This is a genomic window from Streptomyces sp. NPDC059010 (assembly GCF_042740355.1).
In the GTDB taxonomy this organism is placed as follows: domain Bacteria; phylum Actinomycetota; class Actinomycetes; order Streptomycetales; family Streptomycetaceae; genus Streptomyces.
This window is the reverse complement of sequence record NZ_JBHYJA010000019.1, coordinates 47,866-65,536: the sequence shown is the minus strand read 5'-3', so window position 1 is coordinate 65,536 and position 17,671 is coordinate 47,866. Positions and strand designations below refer to the sequence as shown.

At 71.6% G+C, this 17,671-nt stretch carries 14 protein-coding genes and 1 pseudogene; 9 read left to right on the top strand and 6 right to left on the bottom strand.

Annotated features, from left to right (window positions below; translation table 11 throughout):
- Window position 1: 1 nt before the first annotated feature.
- Window positions 2–805, bottom strand: coding sequence for an ABC transporter permease (locus tag ACFWYS_RS21900; RefSeq protein WP_384771357.1), 804 nt, complete (start codon window positions 803–805; stop codon window positions 2–4).
- Between the two features lie 218 nt (window positions 806–1,023).
- Here ACFWYS_RS21900 and ACFWYS_RS21895 point away from each other — a divergent pair, with 218 nt between their 5' ends.
- Window positions 1,024–1,332 carry a hypothetical protein gene (locus ACFWYS_RS21895; RefSeq protein ID WP_384771354.1) on the top strand — a complete coding sequence of 103 codons (309 nt, stop codon included), beginning with the start codon at window positions 1,024–1,026 and terminating at the stop codon, window positions 1,330–1,332.
- Between the two features lie 202 nt (window positions 1,333–1,534).
- Window positions 1,535–3,112: a S8 family peptidase gene (locus tag ACFWYS_RS21890; RefSeq protein WP_384771352.1), complete on the top strand. Its 1,578-nt coding sequence runs from the start codon at window positions 1,535–1,537 to the stop codon at window positions 3,110–3,112.
- A gap of 21 nt (window positions 3,113–3,133) precedes the next feature.
- Here the strand turns inward: ACFWYS_RS21890 and ACFWYS_RS21885 are convergent, their stop codons facing one another.
- Entirely contained in the window at window positions 3,134–4,336 is a 1,203-nt protein-coding gene (locus tag ACFWYS_RS21885; RefSeq protein ID WP_384771349.1) for a serpin family protein, read from the bottom strand.
- 91 nt (window positions 4,337–4,427) lie between these two features.
- On the opposite strand from ACFWYS_RS21885, the gene ACFWYS_RS21880 reads away from it, so the two are divergent.
- The 6 genes from ACFWYS_RS21880 to ACFWYS_RS21855 all read left to right on the top strand — a co-directional run bounded on the left by ACFWYS_RS21880 (window position 4,428) and on the right by ACFWYS_RS21855 (window position 11,105).
- Entirely contained in the window at window positions 4,428–5,594 is a 1,167-nt protein-coding gene (locus ACFWYS_RS21880; protein WP_384771346.1) for a DUF4190 domain-containing protein, read from the top strand.
- Between the two features lie 167 nt (window positions 5,595–5,761).
- On the top strand, window positions 5,762–6,514 hold the full coding sequence (locus ACFWYS_RS21875; protein WP_384771343.1) for a GntR family transcriptional regulator: 753 nt from the start codon (window positions 5,762–5,764) through the stop codon (window positions 6,512–6,514).
- A gap of 370 nt (window positions 6,515–6,884) precedes the next feature.
- On the top strand, window positions 6,885–7,076 hold the full coding sequence (locus ACFWYS_RS21870) for an SPOR domain-containing protein (protein ID WP_384771341.1): 192 nt from the start codon (window positions 6,885–6,887) through the stop codon (window positions 7,074–7,076).
- Window positions 7,077–7,182: 106 nt separating this feature from the next.
- A complete protein-coding gene (locus ACFWYS_RS21865; protein WP_384771338.1) occupies window positions 7,183–7,575 on the top strand; it encodes a (deoxy)nucleoside triphosphate pyrophosphohydrolase in 393 nt (130 codons plus the stop codon).
- A 73-nt stretch (window positions 7,576–7,648) separates the two neighbouring features.
- Window positions 7,649–8,113 (top strand): ATP-binding protein, encoded by a 465-nt coding sequence (locus ACFWYS_RS21860; RefSeq protein ID WP_384771335.1) that lies wholly within the window; start codon window positions 7,649–7,651, stop codon window positions 8,111–8,113.
- A 295-nt stretch (window positions 8,114–8,408) separates the two neighbouring features.
- On the top strand, window positions 8,409–11,105 hold the full coding sequence (locus ACFWYS_RS21855; protein ID WP_384771333.1) for a SpoIIE family protein phosphatase: 2,697 nt from the start codon (window positions 8,409–8,411) through the stop codon (window positions 11,103–11,105).
- Between the two features lie 33 nt (window positions 11,106–11,138).
- On the opposite strand, the gene ACFWYS_RS21850 is transcribed toward ACFWYS_RS21855, so the two are convergent.
- On the bottom strand, window positions 11,139–12,839 hold the full coding sequence (locus tag ACFWYS_RS21850) for a hypothetical protein (RefSeq protein WP_384771330.1): 1,701 nt from the start codon (window positions 12,837–12,839) through the stop codon (window positions 11,139–11,141).
- A 216-nt stretch (window positions 12,840–13,055) separates the two neighbouring features.
- On the opposite strand from ACFWYS_RS21850, the gene ACFWYS_RS21845 reads away from it, so the two are divergent.
- Entirely contained in the window at window positions 13,056–14,168 is a 1,113-nt protein-coding gene (locus ACFWYS_RS21845) for a phosphotransferase (RefSeq protein WP_384771328.1), read from the top strand.
- Here ACFWYS_RS21845 and ACFWYS_RS21840 read toward each other — a convergent pair.
- From ACFWYS_RS21840 to ACFWYS_RS21830, 3 genes and pseudogenes are all read right to left on the bottom strand, one after another.
- Window positions 14,143–14,922: a succinate dehydrogenase/fumarate reductase iron-sulfur subunit gene (locus tag ACFWYS_RS21840; RefSeq protein WP_384771325.1), complete on the bottom strand. Its 780-nt coding sequence runs from the start codon at window positions 14,920–14,922 to the stop codon at window positions 14,143–14,145. The two genes, ACFWYS_RS21845 and ACFWYS_RS21840, sit on opposite strands and share 26 nt — an antisense overlap.
- The gene (locus ACFWYS_RS21835) at window positions 14,919–16,862 is read right to left on the bottom strand and encodes a fumarate reductase/succinate dehydrogenase flavoprotein subunit (protein WP_384771323.1); all 1,944 of its coding nucleotides are present in this window, start codon (window positions 16,860–16,862) and stop codon (window positions 14,919–14,921) included. The genes ACFWYS_RS21840 and ACFWYS_RS21835 overlap by 4 nt, the downstream gene beginning before the upstream one ends.
- Window positions 16,863–16,884: 22 nt before the next feature.
- Window positions 16,885–17,595, bottom strand: a pseudogene (locus ACFWYS_RS21830) (hypothetical protein); the annotation flags it as partial.
- Between the last annotated feature and the right edge of the window lie 76 nt (window positions 17,596–17,671).

Sequence of the window (17,671 nt, the reverse complement as noted above, 5' to 3'; positions counted from 1 at the left end):
GTCAGATCTCCTTACGGCTCATGTGCGCGCTGCCGGCGAGCAGCAGCAGCCCGGTCAGGACGACGGCGAGGCCCACGGCGAGCGGGATCGCCGACGGATCGGTCACGGGGCTGTCGTCGGGCAGGGGTACCCCGTTGGGCCCGATCCCGGCCAGCGGCAGCACGACCCGCATGGGCCAGGAGAACGGCACGAGGAACCAGAAGACCTTGTCCGAGACGAGCGCCCCGCACAGCAGCCCCGCGACCCCCACCCCGATGCTGGGCCCGGTGCCCCACATCACGGCCACCAGCACGGCCATCGCGGTCATGGACAACCCCACCAGCCAGGGCAGATAGACCGCCGCGGCCACCGTCCCCATCGCCTCGGGGAACTTCCCGCTGATCACCGCGCCCAGCGAGAGCATCACCAGCAGCACGGTGGACGACACGAACCCGAGGACCCCCAGGGCGGCCACCTTGCCGATGAAGTAACGCCGGCGCGGAACGCCGTACGACAGCAGCAGCCGCCAGGCGTCCTGATCCGCGCGGACCGTCAGCGCCGCCGCGAGCCCCGCCGTCATCGGCACCAGCACGCCCCAGAACTCCAGCGTCACATTGCGGAACACCTCGAAGGTCTGGCCGGCCTTCGCCTCGGAGGAGCCGAGGGCGCCGAGGAAGAGCGGGACCGTGATGACGACGGGCGCGAGCAGGTGGTACCAGGGGACGAACCCCCGCTTGTTGCGAGCCAGTTCGGTGCCCACCACCGTCGCCAGCGAGGGGTTGTCGCGTCGCCCCACGAGGGGGGGACGGGCCGTGTCGTACGCCATGTGTTCTCCTCCATGACCGCTGTCGGTACGCCTTGTACGTAGCGGCGGGCGCCGGGACGGTTCAGACCGGTTGTCCATGGCAGCCTCCGGACTGCCGACTGACACCGGACTGCCAACTCCCCGGCCGGACGCTGCGTGGGGCGGGCGGCGGGTGCGAGGGTCGTAGGCGCCGCGGCACGCACTCGCAACCCACACCCACGACGAAGCGAGGAAAGTCCATGAGGAAGCTCCGTACCGCGCTCACCGTCGGCGCGCTGGCCGTCGCGCTGGGCGGCCTCGCGGCGCCGGTCGCGTCCGCCGACACCACCCGCCCCGCCGCTCCGGAGAGCGGCATCACGATCCAGCGGACCTGGCACGCCACGGTCCAGTGCCATATCGTCCGCATCAGCGACAACAACGTCGTCGGCGTCGACCGGGGCACCGGCAGCGGCAACAGCAAGGAGGCCGCCATCCACGACGCCGAGCGCAACGTCCCCGTCCCGCAGGGCCACTACAAGCGCCACTGCGACCCCAAGCGCATCTGGTAGCGAGCGGACGAGAGGTAAGGGGGCGCCGACGGCGCCCCCTTCTTTCTGTGCAGAGCCCTTGTGCAATTCCTGTGGAGGCCTCAATCTTTCGGCTGGCGCACAGGTGCGACACAGGCAGTTGACATGTTCCTGCCCGCTCCCTGGTTCCGTCCGCACCCGTGCATCCCCACCAGCGCACCACCGATTGAGGAGGACCCCTCAGATGGCAGTGACGCGCAACTCCCGAAGAGACACCCGGCGAAGACTCGCCGCGCTCAGTGCGACGGCCACCGCGGCGCTGGTCGCGGGCCTGGTCTGCGCTCTCCCCGCCGCGGCCGCACCCGAGGGCCGCATCCAGTACGAGGGCGCGGCGGGTGCCGTCGCCGACAGCTACCTCGTGACCCTGAGGGCGGACCACGCCCGTTCGGGCTCCAAGGCGGGCCGGGCCCTGGTCGAGAAGTACGGCGCCGACATCGAGCGGACGTACAAAAAGGCCCTGAACGGCTACGCGATCGAGGCCTCGGCGACCGAGGCGAAGCGGCTCGCCGCCGACCCGGCGGTCGCCTCCGTCGTCCAGAACCGCACCTTCACCGTCAGCGGCACCCAGGCCAACCCGCCCTCCTGGGGCCTGGACCGCATCGACCAGAAGGCCCTCCCGCTCAACAGCTCCTACACCTACCCGGACTCGGCCGGTCAGGGCGTGACGGCGTACGTCATCGACACCGGCGTCCGCATCACCCACAGCGACTTCGGCGGCCGTGCCTCCTACGGCTACGACGCCATCGACGACGACAACACCGCCCAGGACGGCCACGGCCACGGCACCCATGTCGCGGGCACGGTCGCGGGCAACGCCTACGGCGTCGCCAAGAAGGCCAAGATCGTCGGCGTCCGGGTGCTGGACAACTCCGGCTCCGGTACGACCGCCCAGGTCGTCGCCGGTATCGACTGGGTCGCCCAGAACGCGGTCAAGCCGGCCGTCGCCAACATGTCCCTCGGCGGCGGCGCCGACACCGCCCTCGACACGGCCGTACGCAACGCCATCGCCTCCGGCGTCACCTTCGCCGTGGCGGCCGGCAACGAGTCGACCAACGCCTCCACCAGGTCCCCCGCGCGCGTGACGGAGGCGATCACGGTCGGCGCCACGACCTCGTCGGACGCCAAGGCGAGCTACTCCAACTACGGCTCGGTCCTCGACCTCTTCGCGCCGGGCTCCTCCATCACCTCGGCCTGGAACTCCGGCGACTCGGCGACCAACACCATCTCCGGTACGTCGATGGCGACCCCGCACGTCACGGGCGCGGCGGCGCTCTACCTCGCCGACCACCCCACGTCCACCCCGGCCCAGGTCTCCTCGGCCCTGACGTCCGCCGCCACGACCGGCGTCGTCACCAGCCCCGGCTCCGGCTCGCCCAACCGCCTTCTCTACGTCGGCGGCGGCACGACGACCCCGCCCGGCCCGCGCTTCGAGAACACCGGTGACTACGCGATCAGCGACAACTCCACGGTCGAGTCCCCGGTGACGGTCTCCGGCGTCTCCGGCAACGCCCCCTCGGCCCTCGCCGTCGAGGTCCACATCGTCCACACCTACATCGGCGACCTCCAGGTCCAGCTGATCGCCCCCGACGGCACGGCCTACACCCTCAAGTCGTACGGCTCGGGCGGCAGCTCGGACAACATCAACACCACCTACACGGCGAACGCCTCCTCGGAGGCCGCCAACGGCACCTGGAAACTCCGCGTGAGCGACAACGCGAACCTGGACACCGGCCGGATCGACGCCTGGGCGCTGCAGTTCTAGCCCCGGGTCCGTAGTCCGACCTCAGTCCCTCTCGTCCTCGCGGTAGGGCGCCGGGTCCGTGACCCAGCCCGCCGCGAGGACGAGCCGCGAGTGGCGATGCAGGGCGAGGAAGCCGAAGGGGCGGTCGAAGGTGGCTTTTACGGAGGTGGTCACCCAGCCGAGCCGGGGCGGGCCGCCCGGCGCGAGAGCGATGGCCGTCACCGCCGCCGCCCGAAAGCCGAGCCGCCCGAACCTCGCCATCGCGGCCTGCTGGGCCGACCCGATGGCCAGCGGGAAGTCGCTGATGCGGGGGAAGTGCCCGCGGGTCCTGTCCCTCGCCGTGGTGAGGCCGAAGACGTCGTGGAGCTCCAGCAGGTCGTGGTGCGCGTTCATGTCGAACGCCACGGTCCGGACGTCCAGCGTCGGCGGTACGGGCCGGGCAGAGCGCTCCTTCACGACCCGCAGGCCCGGCCCCACCCGCCCGTAGGGAAGGTGCGGTCCCGGCACCACGGGGCACCTGCGCGCCAGGATGTCCACCCCGGCACCCAGCACCCGCCCCGCCGGCATCCCCTCCTCGCCCAGCAGCAGATGGACGTCGACGGCGTTGTCGCCCAGCACCTTCAGCTCGGTGACATGACCGGTCGGCGTGTCCGCGACGCCGACCCGGTCCAGCAGCGTGCTCCGCCGGCGGAGTCCGTGCAGCGTCCGGTCGCTCCACGGCCCGTCCTCCGGCGAGATCGGCCCGTCCCGGAAGGGCCGCAGCCACTCCGTCCGCAACGCCAGCGCATTCGCCAGCACCAGCGCGGTGTCCTCGTCCAGCAGGACGGGCATCTCCTCGATCAGCCCACCCGTCCGCTTGGCCGCCCAGGCGTCCAGCGCGGCCTTGTCGGCCGGTTCGTCCCCGGTGAGCACCCCGTGAGCCGCCGCCGGGAGCCCCGCCTCCCACTGCTCCCGCAACTCCAGCGTCTGCTTCGTCCACAGCCCGAGCGCCGAGTCCAGCCCCGGCATCGCGTTCATCACGCCCAGCAACTCCCGCGCCCTGCCCGCCGCCTCGTCCGCCGGCAGTCCCACCGCGTCGGCCAGCTCCTCCCGGGCCGTGCCACCCGCCCCGTCGGCCAGAAACGCCAGCAGCGGCCAAACCCCCGCCGCCGAGAGGACCGTCCCGCCCTCAGCGGCTCCCGGGGCCCCCGCCCACCGGGCCGTCAACCGGTTCACCGCCCGGATCGTCGCGTTCGTGACCCCCATGGCATCCCCCTCGCCTCATGCGTACCATTCCGCCATTCGTACGCCCGTTCCCAGCCCCGGCCCCGCCGCCCGAACCAGGAGCACGGTACCCGTGTCCATACCTCCGCCTCCCGGCCCCCAGCAGCCCCAGGGGCAGTACCCCCACGGCGGACCCGGCAGCCAGGCGCCGTACGCCTACAACCCCTACGCGCCGTACGGCCCTTATGGCTCCTACGGCCGTCAGACCCCGGTCAACGGTGCGGCCATCGGCGCGCTGGTCCTCGGTGTGCTCTGCTTCCTGCCCGCCGTGGGTCTGGTGCTGGGGGTCATCGCGCTGCTGCAGATCAGGAAGCGGGGTGAGCGGGGCAAGGGGATGGCGGTCGCCGGTTCCGTGCTGTCCTCCATCGGGCTCGCGCTGTGGGTGCTGGCGCTGTCCACGGGCGCCGCCGCCGATGTCTGGGGCGGCTTCAAGGACGCCGCGAACGGCGAGGGGACCCCCTACGCACTGGCCAAGGGCGACTGCTTCGACTCGCCGACCGGCAACCTGGAGGGGGAGGCGTACGACATCGACGAGGTGCCCTGCTCCGGCCGGCATGACGGCGAGGTCTTCGCGGTGGTCAAGCTGCCCGGCGGCGCCTTCCCGGGCGACGACGAGGTCACCCGCATCGCCGACGACAAGTGCTACGCCCTCCAGGACACCTACGCCATGGACGGCTGGGCCGTACCGGACGACGCGGACGTGTACTACTTCATCCCGTCCCGGCGGAGCTGGCGCTTCGGCGACCATGAGATCACCTGCCTGTTCGGCAGCACCGAGGAGAACGGCCGGCTGACCGGTTCGCTGCGCAACGACGCGACGACGCTCGACGCGGACCAGGTCGCCTTCCTGCGGGCGATGCGGGCGGTCGACGACGCGCTCGACGGGGAGCCCGACGACTACGCCGAGGACGACCTGCTCGCCAACCAGACGTGGGCCGGCGAGGTCGCGGACGTGACCGGAGCACAGGCGAAGGCGCTGAGCGGGCGCACCTGGCCCGCCGGGGCCGGCAAGCCGGTCGCCGATCTGGTCGAGGAGATGCGGGACGCGAGCAGGGAGTGGACGGCGGCGGCCAAGTCCCCCTACGCGGACGACTACTACGAGCACTACGACGAGGCGTACGCGTACGTGGACGGCCGCACGACCGTCACCGCACGCAAGGCTTTGGGCCTGGACACCACCTACCCGACGTACGAGGACGACTCCGAGGGCGCGGACGGCGGCGGCAGCGCGGCGGCCTGAATGCGTGACCCGATGTGTGGGCGCGGCCATAGCGGGGAGAAAGTGCCTGCGTAAAGCCCCCCGGGGCCGCATGTCATCACATCGAGTGATTCTCTGGCCTTTGCTTGCATGGGACAACCCAGGGTTGCCACGCTGTTGCTGTCTGTACAACCTGATGGGAGCGGCCAGTGACTTTCGGTGAGCAGCCGGCGTACCTGCGCGTCGCGGGTGATCTCCGCAAGAAGATCGTCGACGGTTCGCTGCCACCGCACACCCGGCTCCCGTCCCAGGCCAGGATCCGCGAGGAGTACGGCGTCTCGGACACCGTCGCGCTGGAGGCGCGCAAGGTCCTGATGGCCGAGGGCCTGGTCGAGGGCCGCTCCGGTTCCGGGACGTATGTCCGCGAGCGCCCCGTGCCCCGCCGTGTCTCCCGCTCCGGCTTCCGCCCGCCGAGCGGCGCCACGCCCTTCCGCCAGGAGCAGGCCGAGGGCGAGACCCGCGGCACCTGGGAGTCCAGCAGTGAGCAGGCCGAGGCCAGTGTCGCGGTCGCCGAGCGGCTCGCCATCCGGCCCGGCGACCGCGTCATGTGCACGCGGTACGTCTTCCGGGACGCCGGCGAGACGATGATGCTGTCCACCTCCTGGGAACCCCTCGCCGTCACCGGCCGTACGCCCGTGATGCTGCCCGAGGAGGGCCCGCTCGGCGGCATGGGCGTCGTCGAGCGCATGGCGGCCATCGACGTCGTCGTGGACAACATGACGGAGGAGGTCGGCGCGCGCCCCGGCCTGGCGGAGGAGTTGCTCGCACTCGGCGGCGTCCCCGGCCATGTCGTCCTCGTCATCCAGCGCACCTACTTCGCGTCCGGCCGCCCCGTGGAGACGGCGGACGTGGTGGTCCCGGCGGACCGCTACCGCATCGCGTACCACCTCCCCGTGAAGTAGCGCACACCGTCCCGGCAGTTGCCTCCGCAGGAACCCCAACTCCCGTCCCTTCCCCGGCCGTTGGAATCTGGCCGTTCTCGCAGGTCGTAGCGCGCGTCCCCGGTATGCCCGTGACCGGATGCATCGACATCCCCGCACGGCGCATTCGATGCCGTGCGCCCCCTGCGACTTGGCTGGTTGCGTACCTCTTTGTGAAAAGCCGTATTCGCTGCGTAAAGGTTAGGCGTAGGCTCGGGCATATGCGGATTGCGGTTTCCTTAGCGGGCGGGGCACGGCACAGGCCGCGAGCGAAGCGAGATGGGGTTCCCCCCGGCCGAAGGCTGGAGGAGGGGCTCGTGCGGTCGTGGGCGGGAAGGAGCGGTGGGGCGCGATGAACGACAGCACGATCACTCTTCCTTGGCTCGTCGTCCGGCAGGACGACAACGGCAATCGCTACCGCGTGGGCCGGTACGCGACACGGTCGGAGGCCCAGAAGATCGCGGACAGCCTGGATAACCGGGGCCACAAGCAGCTGTACTGGGTCGAGCGGATCGCGCAGAACGGGAACAGCCCCGACAACTGACGGGGACGGCGCCGACAACTGACCAGGTGGCGCCAACAGCTGAGCAGGGCGGGGCCGACAGCCGACGCATCTTCGCGCAGGGCCGCGCTCCCGTAGGCTCCGGCGCATGACGGAACGGATCGTGGTCGGTGCCGCGCTGCTGGACGAGGGCCGCCTGCTCGCGGCACGTCGCAGTGCCCCCGAGGAGCTGGCCGGGCGCTGGGAGTTGCCCGGAGGAAAGGTCGAGCCCGGGGAGACACCCGAGGCGGCGCTCGTGCGCGAACTGCGGGAGGAGCTCGGCGTGGACGCCGAGGTCGTCGAGCGGGTGCCGGGGGAGTGGCCACTGAGGCCCCCTTACGTCCTCCAGGTGTGGACCGCGCGTCTCCTCCCCGGCACCGGGGAGCCCAAGCCGCTCCAGGACCATGACGCGCTGCGCTGGCTGAACCCGGGGGAACTGTGGGACGTGGACTGGCTGGACCAGGACGTGCCGGCGGTGCGCGAGGCGGCGCGATGGTTGTGAGGTGCGCCGGCCGGCGTTGAAACATCCCGGTGGCCCGCCCCTTCTGTGCGGTACCGCCCCCTGAATATCGGGTATGTGGCTATTAACCCCACGAAACCGGACATGGGCGGACCTGCTGGCCTGGGAAGTGATCGGCGTGATCGACACCGAAGGCGACTGCGCCGAGTGGAGCTTTCCCGCAGAGCCCGGCGCGGTGCGCGCCGCGCGCAGCGCCGTCCGTGAACGCCTGCGCGCCTGGGGCCTCGACAGCCTCGCCGACATCGCGGCGCTGCTGGTCAGCGAACTGGTGACCAACTCCCTCCGGCACGCCACCGGCCCCATCGGTGTACGCCTGGTCCGACCCGGCGACCTCGAAGACGTCCTCCTGGTCGAGGTCTCCGACCCGCTCCCCGACCCGCCCCGCGAACGCACCGCCCACCCCGAGGACGAGAGCGGCCGCGGACTTCAGCTCGTGGCGCATTCCTCACGCCGATGGGGAACCCGGCCGGGCCGCAACACGGGCAAGACGGTGTGGTTCGAGCTCGCGGTGCCGGAGTGACCTCGGCGGCTCCCGGTTTCTGTACAACCCGTCAGTAGGCGTCCATGGCGCTGTACGTCCCACTCCACCCTGTCGAGCGAATGGTTCAGGCCAGTGGCAGGTGTCCAATCGCGTGATTCGACTGCGTGTCCGCTGGTTAGAAGACTGGAAGTGTTTCTGCGTCCCGGACCGAAAACCATCGGGAACGTGCTGTGATCGTGAACACCGTGTTGTGCGGGGCCGTAGTGCTGGATACTGCGGGCAGCCGCCGCCGGTGACCGGTGCCGGACGCGGTGAGCTGGAGGGGACGGTTCGCGTGAGCGAGATACCAGCGAAGGCCACGGAGTCCGAGGACCCGTCGGGCGGCGCGAGGACCAGGGCCGCGGGAGAGCGGGCGGCCCACGACACACAGGCCTCCCACGGCACATCTGCCACATCCGCCGCCACCGTCGGCAACCCCGGCTTCGGTCCCGACGACGACATCCGCCCCGGCGACCCCATCTGGCAGAGCAGCCCGCCCGGCTCGATCTACGACTACATCAAGGTCGCCTCCTTCTCCATCGGCCCCGACGGCCTGGTCGAGCAGTGGAGCCTGCGCGCCGAGCAGGTCTTCGGCATCCCGGCCGAGCGGGCCGTCGGCATGGACCCGATAGCGGCGTTCATCGACCCCGACCTGCACGAGCAGGGCCAGCGCAAGATGGCCGAGATCCTGGACGGGCGGGAGTGGACCGGTGTAGTGCCGTTCCGGATGCCGGACGACGGCGACGGAGGGCACGGCAGGGACGGGCTCGCCGAGGTGTACGTCATGCCGACGCGGACGGAGGAGGGCGAGAGAGCCGCCGTCTGCATCGTCGTGGACGTCCGCACACTGCGCCGTATGGAGACCGACCTCGCCGCCTCTCAGGCGATTTTCGGTCAATCTCCCTTCGGATTCGTGCTGATCGACCCCGAACTGAAGGTCCGTCGGGTCAACCACCGGTTCGCCTCCCTCTTCGGCGGGGATCCGGACGACCACCGCGGCCGCGAGGTCCACGACTATCTGCCCCGGCCCGAGGCCGACCGGGTCGCGGCCACCCTGCGCCGGGTCCTGGAAAGCGGCGACTCCATCACGGACATGCACGTCACAGGCTTTCTGCCGGGTTCCGACGAGCGTCGCCACTGGTCCGTCAACCTCTACCGGGTGCGCAGCGGCAGCGGGCGGCCCATCGGCATCGCCTGGCTCGGAACCGACATCACCGCCCGGCGCGCCGCCGCCCGCGAGGCGGCCGCCGCCCGGCGCAATCTCGCCCTGCTGAACGAGGCCGGTGCCCGGATCGGCAACTCCCTCGACCTGGAGACGACGGCCCGCGAACTCCTCGACGTCGTCGTCCCCGGCTTCTGCGACCTGGCCACGGTCGACCTCTACCAGGGCTTGCTGGCCGGCGACGAGACCCCGCCCGGGCTCGCCGACGGCAGCGCCGAGCTGCGCCGCGTCGCCTTCGCCAGCGCGGTCTCCGACGTGCCGTTCATCGGCGGCGGCGCCCCGGTCGCGCCCGTCGCGGTCGGCGCCGTCCACCACTACCCCTTCAACTCGCCCGGCGCGGACGCCCTGCGCACCGCCAAGCCGCAGCATGTGCCCGGCGAGGAGGGCGGCCTCGTGCAGTCCACGCTCGCGGTGCCGATGGTCGCCCACGACACGGTCGTAGGACTGGCGCAGTTCGCGCGGACGAAGGGCAGCGAGCCGTTCGGGGACCGGGACCGGGACCTGGCGGTCGAACTCGCCGCACGTGCCGCGGTCTGCATCGACAACGCCCGGCTGTACCGCCGTGAGCACGAGCGCGCGCTGATACTGCAGCGGTCCCTGCTGCCGCCCGGCGACCCGGTGGCGTCCGGCCTGGACATCGCGTGCCGCTATCTGCCCGGCAACGCCTCGTCGGACCGTCCGAGCGAGGTGGGCGGCGACTGGTTCGACGTGATCGAACTCCCCGGGCACCGCACGGCGTTGGTCGTGGGCGATGTGATGGGCCGGGGTCTGCGCGCGGCCGTCGCGATGGGCGAACTGCGTTCCGCCGTACGGACGCTGGCGCTGTTGGATCTCGAACCGGCCGAGGTCCTCTCGGCGCTGGACGAGATCGCGCGCGGCCTCGGCGCCCCCGGCGGCGTCCAGCAGGCCACCCGCGCGGCCCGCCGCCCCCGCGAGGCGGACCTCTCCGAGGTCTACCTGGCGACCTGCGTGTACGCGGTCTACGACTCCGTCACCCGCCGCTGCACCTTCGCGAACGCCGGGCACCTCCCACCGGTCCTGGTCGAACCCGGCGAGGCGGCGCTGATGCTGGACGTGCCGCCCGGGATGCCGCTGGGCGTGGGCGGCGAGCCGTTCGAGGAGGTGGAGGTCGAACTGCCGGAGGGCGCGCTCCTCGCCCTCTACACGGATGGACTGGTCGAGTCCCGCGACCACCCCCTGGACGAGGGCCTCCAGGCCTTCGTGGGCGCGCTCACCGACCCCACGCGCCCCCTGGAGGACGTATGCGACCACGTCCTCAACACCCTCGACAGCCACCACGGCGAGGACGACATCGCCCTGCTGATGGCCCGCGTCCAGGGCCTGCCCGCGAACTCGGTCGGCGACTGGACGCTGCCGCGCGAGCCGCGCAGTGTGGGCCGGGCCCGTGAGTACGCCCGTGGCCAGCTGCTGTCCTGGGACCTGGAGCCGCTCGTCGACACGACGGAACTCCTGGTCAGTGAACTGGTCACCAACGCGCTGCGCTACGGCGAGGGCGACATCAGACTCCGGCTGCTGCTGGACCGCACGCTCGTGTGCGAGGTCTGGGACTCCGGACTGGTCCAGCCGCGGCGGCGGCGCGCCCGTGACACGGACGAGGGCGGGCGCGGGCTGCAACTGGTCGGCCTGCTGAGCGCCGCGTGGGGCTCACGGCGGACGCCGCGCGGCAAGACGGTGTGGTTCGAACTGCCGTTGCCGGACGGCGAGAACGGGTTGACGGATCCGGCGGAGGCGTTGCTCAGCCTGTTCTGAGGGGCTGGGCTGCGCGTTCGGGGGCGAGTTCGCTCATGCCACGGTCGTGCCGCCGCGTCGGGCCCGGGAGTGCGGGCCTCCGAAGCTGGGTGGTGGTCCTCCGTCCGGGGTGCCGCCGAGCAGGATTCCGCCCAGGACCGCTCCCGCGAGGCCGTCCGTGTCCGTGCCGGGGCCGTCGATCGGGTGGCCGTGGACGCGGATGTCCTGTTCGGCCAGCTCACGGGCCTGTTCGGCCAGGGTGTCGGCTGCCACGAGTTCGGCCGACTCCTCGCGCGGGCCCCGCCCGGACGGCGCCGGTGCCGGGGGAGCGAGCAGGCGTCGGGCCTCTGCCAGCCGGGTGCGGGCCTCGGCGCCCACCGCGGCCCGGTGTGTCGCGACGACGTCGTCCGCGTCGGCGACCGCACTGCGCGCGCACACCAGCGCGGCGGCCGGGAAGACGCCGGTCCGCCCCGCGACGACGGGCACAACACCCCGCACGATCCGCCGCAGCACGTCGAGGGGGTCGTACGGCCCCGAAACCAGCTCCTCCCGTACGACGGCCAGCACGAAGTCGGCATGGGTGACACGGGCGCGCAGCTCGCCGGGAGGGATGTCCAGGTACGCGCCCTCGCCCTGCGTCCCCGTCCCTGTTCCGGTCCCCGTCCCCGCCAGTGATTCCCGCGCCCCGGCGATCTCCACCTCCCCGCCGGTCAGCGCGGCCGGAATCATCGCCGCGGCCCTCGCGAGCTCGGCGGCGAGGCGGTCGACGCCGGCGATGAAGACGGCGGCCTGGGCGATGGCGCCCTCGGCGGCACGCAACTGGCCCGCGGCGCGCTCCGTCTCACCCAAGTCGGCATTCTGGCGGGCGTGGTTGAGCCGGGTCGTGGCGAACACCAGCCGGTCCTTGGCCTGCTCGACATGCCCCGCCACGGGGGCGCTCGCCGAGGGGGCGTAGCGTCCGCCGAGCTCGCGCAGAGTCGCGCCCGCGACGCCGGTACGTCCCGTCAGCTCCCGGAACCGGCCCTCCGCGACGGCCAACGCCTCGCCCAGCCCTCCGCCCAGCCCCTCCTCCAGCCCCCGCACCAGGTCGAACACGGCGGCCCGCGCATCCAGCAACCGCCCCGCCTCCGCACTCCGCCCGACGATCCCCGCGAGCACATGCCGCCGAGCCGCCGCCTCTTTGGGAACCCCGCCCTCGTACTGCCACCGCATCCGAAACGCGACCGCCAGCTCGCCCTCGGCATCCCGCAGAGCCCGCCCGAACGCCTCGACGTCCCCGGCCCCGACCGAGGCGTCCGGCCGGTCGGCGACGAGTGCGACCCGCCCCTCGACGAACCCGAGCTCCTCCCGGCTGACCCGAACCCAGTCATCGGCCTCGACCAGCAGGGCCCGCGCCTGCGCGTCGAGTTCCCCGACCGCCGGCTCGGCGGCCTGCACCGGCGTACCGCCCGGCGTCGTACGCCCACGCGCCCGGCGCCTCCGCCGCAGGAACCCGTACCCCGCGAGCACCAGCACCGCGACGACGGCCAGTATCGGCAGCACCAGATCGGCGGCGGACGTCTCCCCGACCTCCCCCTGCCCCTCCGCCCCGGCGACGGGCCGATCCGCCCCGCCCACGATCGCACCGCTGATCGTCAGGCAGGGCAACACCAGCCACACCACCCCGACCAGCCCACCCACCAGGGCATGCACCACCCGCACCGATATGTGCGAGCGCCCACGCCGCGGCCGGCCCCGGATCAAGGATGACGTCACATTTCGGAGCGTATGAGCAGGAATGCCCACGCGCGAGCGGGGTGCACCCAGGGTGGGGCGCAGCGCCGGGGGCACCGGGACTGCCGTAAACCGCATACGGAGGGGGCACAGTCCGGATGCGGGTGGGCCACACGGCCACGGGTGCGGCGGAAGCCGCGTGCGGGCGGGCCGCAAAACCACATGCGGCGACCCGACCGGCCTGCGACGATCCGGCAGGTGACCGTCCCCCGCAGGCCCCTCGGCCGCACCGACCTGGCCCCCCTCGCCCGCGCCGCCCTCGGCCCCACCCGCACCCTCACCGCCGTATCCCGTCTACGTGGCGGCACCAAGAAGGGCGTCTACCGGCTGGCCTTCGAGGACGGCACGACGGCCGTCGCCTACGTCTGGTCAGCGGAGGAGGACTACTGGGACGCAGGCCCCCGCGATCCCCGCGATCCCAGCGACGCCCGAGATCCCCGCAGCCCCCGCGATCCCGCCGACCCCCGCAACTCCACCGACCCCCGCGCCCCCGCCGACCCACGCGCCCCCGCCGACCCACGCGACCCCTTCTCCCACGCCACCGGCCTCGGCCTGTTCACCGCCGCGCACGACCGCCTGGCCGCCGCAGGCGTTCGCACGCCCCGTCTCCTGTATGCCGACGCCGGCCACACCCACCTGCCGGCCGATGCGGCGATCGTGGAGGATCTGGACGGCGGGAGCCTGGAGGAGTTGCTGAGTCGCGATCCGGGGGCTGGGTCCGGGGCGGCCCCGGTGATGGAGCGGTTCGCGGAGCTGCTCGCTACCCTGCACGCCGTCACCGGGCCCCGCTTCGGCAAGGTCGGTCGTGTCGACGGCGGTGGGTCCTCCCACGACAGTGCGTGTGCCCGGCGCGTCGCCGAGGGCGCCCTGCGTTCGATCGAGGCGGTTGCCGTGCGCGACCCGCGGATCGGCGCCGTACGCGAAGAGCTGGCCGACCGGCTGCGGGAGCTGGCCGCCGAGGTCCGCCCCCGCGCCCGCCACACCCTCGTCCACGGTGAACTCGGCCCGGACCACGTCCTGCTGACCTCCGACGGGCAGCCGGCGCTGATCGACATCGAAGGCCTGCTGTACGCCGACGTGGAGTACGAGCACGTCTTTCTCCGGCTCCGCTTCGGGCGTCACTACGACGCCCTCCGCGTCCCCGGCCTCGACGGCCACCGGCTGCGCCTCTACCGCCTGGCCATGCACCTGGACCTGGTCGCCGGTCCGCTCCGTCTGCTCGACGGCGACTATCCGGACCCGGAGCCGATGCGGGCCATCGCGGAGCACAATCTCCAGGAGGTGCTCAGTCTGCTGAGGACCGCCTCATGATCTTCGAGCCCAGCCACACCAGCGGGTCGTACTTGCGGTCAACGGCCCTTTCCTTCAGCGGGATCAGCGCATTGTCGGTGATCTTGATGCCCTCGGGGCAGACCTCCGTGCAGCACTTGGTGATGTTGCAGTAGCCGAGGCCGTGCTCGTCCTGGGCGGTCTTCTTGCGGTCCAGGCCGCTCTCACTCGCCGCGTCCAGCGGGTGCATGTCGAGTTCCGCGACCCGCATCAGGAAGCGCGGGCCCGCGAACGCCGGTTTGTTCTCCTCGTGGTCGCGGACCACATGGCAGGTGTCCTGGCACAGGAAGCACTCGATGCACTTGCGGAACTCCTGCGACCGGTCCACGTCCTCCTGCATCATGCGGTACTCGCCGGGGCCGAGGTCCTCCGGCGGTACGAAGGACGGGACCTGGCGGGCCTTCTCGTAGTTGAAGCCGACGTTCGTGACCAGGTCGCGGACCACCGGGAACGCCCGCAGCGGCGTTACCGTGATCGTTTCTTCCCGGGTGAACACCGACATCCGCGTCATGCACATCAGCCGTGGGCGGCCGTTGATCTCCGCCGAGCACGAACCGCACTTGCCCGCCTTGCAGTTCCAGCGGACGGCCAGGTCGGGGGCCTGGGTGGCCTGGAGGCGGTGGATGATGTCGAGCACCACCTCGCCCTCGTTCACCTCGACCTCGAAGTCCTCCAGGCCGCCGCCCTGCACATCGCCCCGCCACACCTTGAAGCGGGCCTCGTAGCTGCTGCTCACTGGTAGAGCTCCTCTTCGGCGAGGTACTTGACCAGCTCCTCCTTGTCGAAGAGAGCCAGCAGGTCCTGGCGGACGGGGTCGGTGGTCTCCCGGATCAGATTGATCTGGCCGCGTTCGGGGTCCGTCGCCGCGAGGCCGCCCGTCGGGTCGGCCAGGTGGCACAGCAGGTTGATGTTGCGCCACTTGCGGTCCATCGTCGGATGGTCCTCGCGGGTGTGGCCGCCGCGCGACTCCGTGCGCTCCAGCGCCGCCCGGGCCACGCACTCGCTGACCAGCAGCATGTTCCGCAGGTCGAGCGCGAGGTGCCAGCCGGGGTTGAACTGCCGGTGGCCCTCGACGCCGGCCCTGCGCGCCCGTACCCGCAACTCGGCCAGCTTCTCCAGCGCCTGCTCCATCTCGCCCTCGCGGCGGATGATGCCGACGAGGTCGTTCATGGTCTGCTGGAGCTCCTGGTGGAGGGTGTAAGGATTCTCCGGCGGGCGCCCGTCGTCCGCGCCCCCGACCGGGCCCTCCGCGGAGAAGGGCCGCAGCGCCTCCGCGGCCGCCGTGTCGACCTCCAGGTCGCTGACCTCGGGGCGTTCGAAGGCCCGTGCCGCCGCGTGCTCGGCGGCGTGCCAGCCCGCCCGGCGCCCGAACACCAGCAGGTCGGACAGGGAGTTCCCGCCGAGCCGGTTCGAGCCGTGCATACCGCCGGCCACCTCACCGGCCGCGTACAGGCCGGGCACCCCGCGTGCCGCCGCCGTGTCGGACTCGACCGCGATGCCGCCCATGACGTAGTGGCAGGTCGGCCCGACCTCCATCGCCTCCGCCGTGATGTCCACGTCCGCCAGCTCCTTGAACTGGTGGTACATGGAGGGCAGCCGGCGCCGGATGACCTCCGCCGGCATCCGGGTGGACACGTCCAGGAAGACCCCGCCGTGCGGGGAGCCGCGGCCCGCCTTCACCTCGGAGTTGATCGCGCGTGCCACCTCGTCACGGGGGAGCAGCTCGGGAGGCCGCCGGTTGTTGTCCGGGTCCTCGTACCAGCGGTCGCCCTCCTCCTCCGACTGCGCGTACTTCTCCTTGAAGACGTCGGGGATGTAGTCGAACATGAACCGCTTGCCCTCGGAGTTGCGCAGCACCCCTCCGTCGCCACGCACCGACTCCGTGACCAGGATCCCCTTCACCGACGGCGGCCAGACCATGCCCGTCGGATGGAACTGCACGAACTCCATGTTCAGCAGGGGCGCCCCGGCGAGCAGCGCCAGCGCGTGGCCGTCGCCCGTGTACTCCCAGGAGTTCGACGTCACCTTGAAGGACTTGCCGATCCCGCCCGTCGCGATCACGACGGAGGGGGCCTCCAGCACGAAGAAGCGGCCGGTTTCACGGTCGTAGGCGAACACGCCCGAAACCCGGCTGCCGTCTTTCAAGATCCTCGTGACCGTGCACTCCTGATAGACCTTCAGCCGGGACTCGTAGTCCCCGGTCTCCTTCTTGTCCTCCTGCTGCAACGACACGATCTTCTGCTGCAGCGTGCGGATCAGTTCCAGACCGGTGCGGTCGCCGACGTGGGCGAGGCGCGGGTACTCGTGGCCGCCGAAGTTGCGCTGCGAGATACGGCCGTCCTTCGTACGGTCGAAGAGCGCGCCCCAGGTCTCCAGCTCCCAGACCCGGTCCGGCGCCTCCCGCGCGTGCAGCTCGGCCATCCGCCACTGGTTGAGGAACTTGCCGCCGCGCATCGTGTCGCGGAAGTGGACCTGCCAGTTGTCGTGCTCGTTGGCGTTGGCCATGGCCGCGGCGATGCCGCCCTCGGCCATCACGGTGTGCGCCTTGCCGAACAGCGACTTGCAGATCACGGCCGTACGAGCGCCTCGCTCACGTGCCTCGATCGCCGCTCGGAGGCCCGCGCCCCCCGCGCCGATCACGACGACGTCCCACTCCTGCCGGTCGACCACGGACATCTGTGTTCAGTCCCCACTCAATTTAGAAGAAGCGCGGATCGTCGAAGACCCCGGACGCGACGAGATAGACGTAGAAGTCGGCGAGCGCCACGCTCACCAGCGACGCCCAGGCCAGCAGCATGTGGCGGGCGTTGAGCTTCCCGATCCACTGCCACATGCGGTAGCGCACGGGGTGTTTGGAGAAGTGCTTGAGCTTGCCGCCGACGATGTGCCGGCAGGAGTGACAGGAGAGGGTGTACGCCCAGATCAGCGTGATGTTGACGAGGAAGACGAGGGTGCCGAGGCCCATGTGGCCCCACTCGTAGTTCTCGTCGCGGAAGGCGAGCACCGTGTCGTACGTCAGGATCCCGGCGACCGGGATCGCGGCGTAGAAGAAGTACCGGTGGATGTTCTGCAGGATCAGCGGGAAGCGGGTCTCACCGGTGTACTTGCCGTGCGGCTCCGCCACCGCGCAGGCCGGGGGCGACATCCAGAAGCCGCGGTAGTAGGCCTTGCGGTAGTAGTAGCAGGTCAGGCGGAAGCCGAGCGGGAAGATCAGGATGATGATCGCGGGGGAGATGCCCCACCAGCTCCCGAAGAGGTCCCAGTTCGGCCCGCCGCGCATGGTCTGGCAGTTCTCCGCCAGACAGGGCGAGTAGAACGGGGAGACGTACGGCGCCGCGTAGTAGTCCGCGTTGGCGAAGGCCCGCCAGGTCGAGTACACGATGAACGCCAGCAGACCGGCCGCGGGGGGGGGGGGGGGGGCGGGGGGGCGGGGGGGGGGGGGGGCGGGGGGGGGGGTTGGGGGGGGGGGGGGGGGGGGGGAGGCG

Bases quoted from the DNA above. Each gene is read 5' to 3' on its own strand.
- ACFWYS_RS21900 (WP_384771357.1), bottom strand. From the start codon at position 805: ATGGCGTACGACACGGCCCGTCCCCCCCTCGTGGGGCGACGCGACAAC.
- ACFWYS_RS21895 (WP_384771354.1), top strand. From the start codon at position 1,024: ATGAGGAAGCTCCGTACCGCGCTCACCGTCGGCGCGCTGGCCGTCGCG.
- ACFWYS_RS21890 (WP_384771352.1), top strand. From the start codon at position 1,535: ATGGCAGTGACGCGCAACTCCCGAAGAGACACCCGGCGAAGACTCGCC.
- ACFWYS_RS21885 (WP_384771349.1), bottom strand. From the start codon at position 4,336: ATGGGGGTCACGAACGCGACGATCCGGGCGGTGAACCGGTTGACGGCC.
- ACFWYS_RS21870 (WP_384771341.1), top strand. From the start codon at position 6,885: ATGAACGACAGCACGATCACTCTTCCTTGGCTCGTCGTCCGGCAGGAC.
- ACFWYS_RS21865 (WP_384771338.1), top strand. From the start codon at position 7,183: ATGACGGAACGGATCGTGGTCGGTGCCGCGCTGCTGGACGAGGGCCGC.
- ACFWYS_RS21860 (WP_384771335.1), top strand. From the start codon at position 7,649: ATGTGGCTATTAACCCCACGAAACCGGACATGGGCGGACCTGCTGGCC.
- ACFWYS_RS21835 (WP_384771323.1), bottom strand. From the start codon at position 16,862: ATGTCCGTGGTCGACCGGCAGGAGTGGGACGTCGTCGTGATCGGCGCG.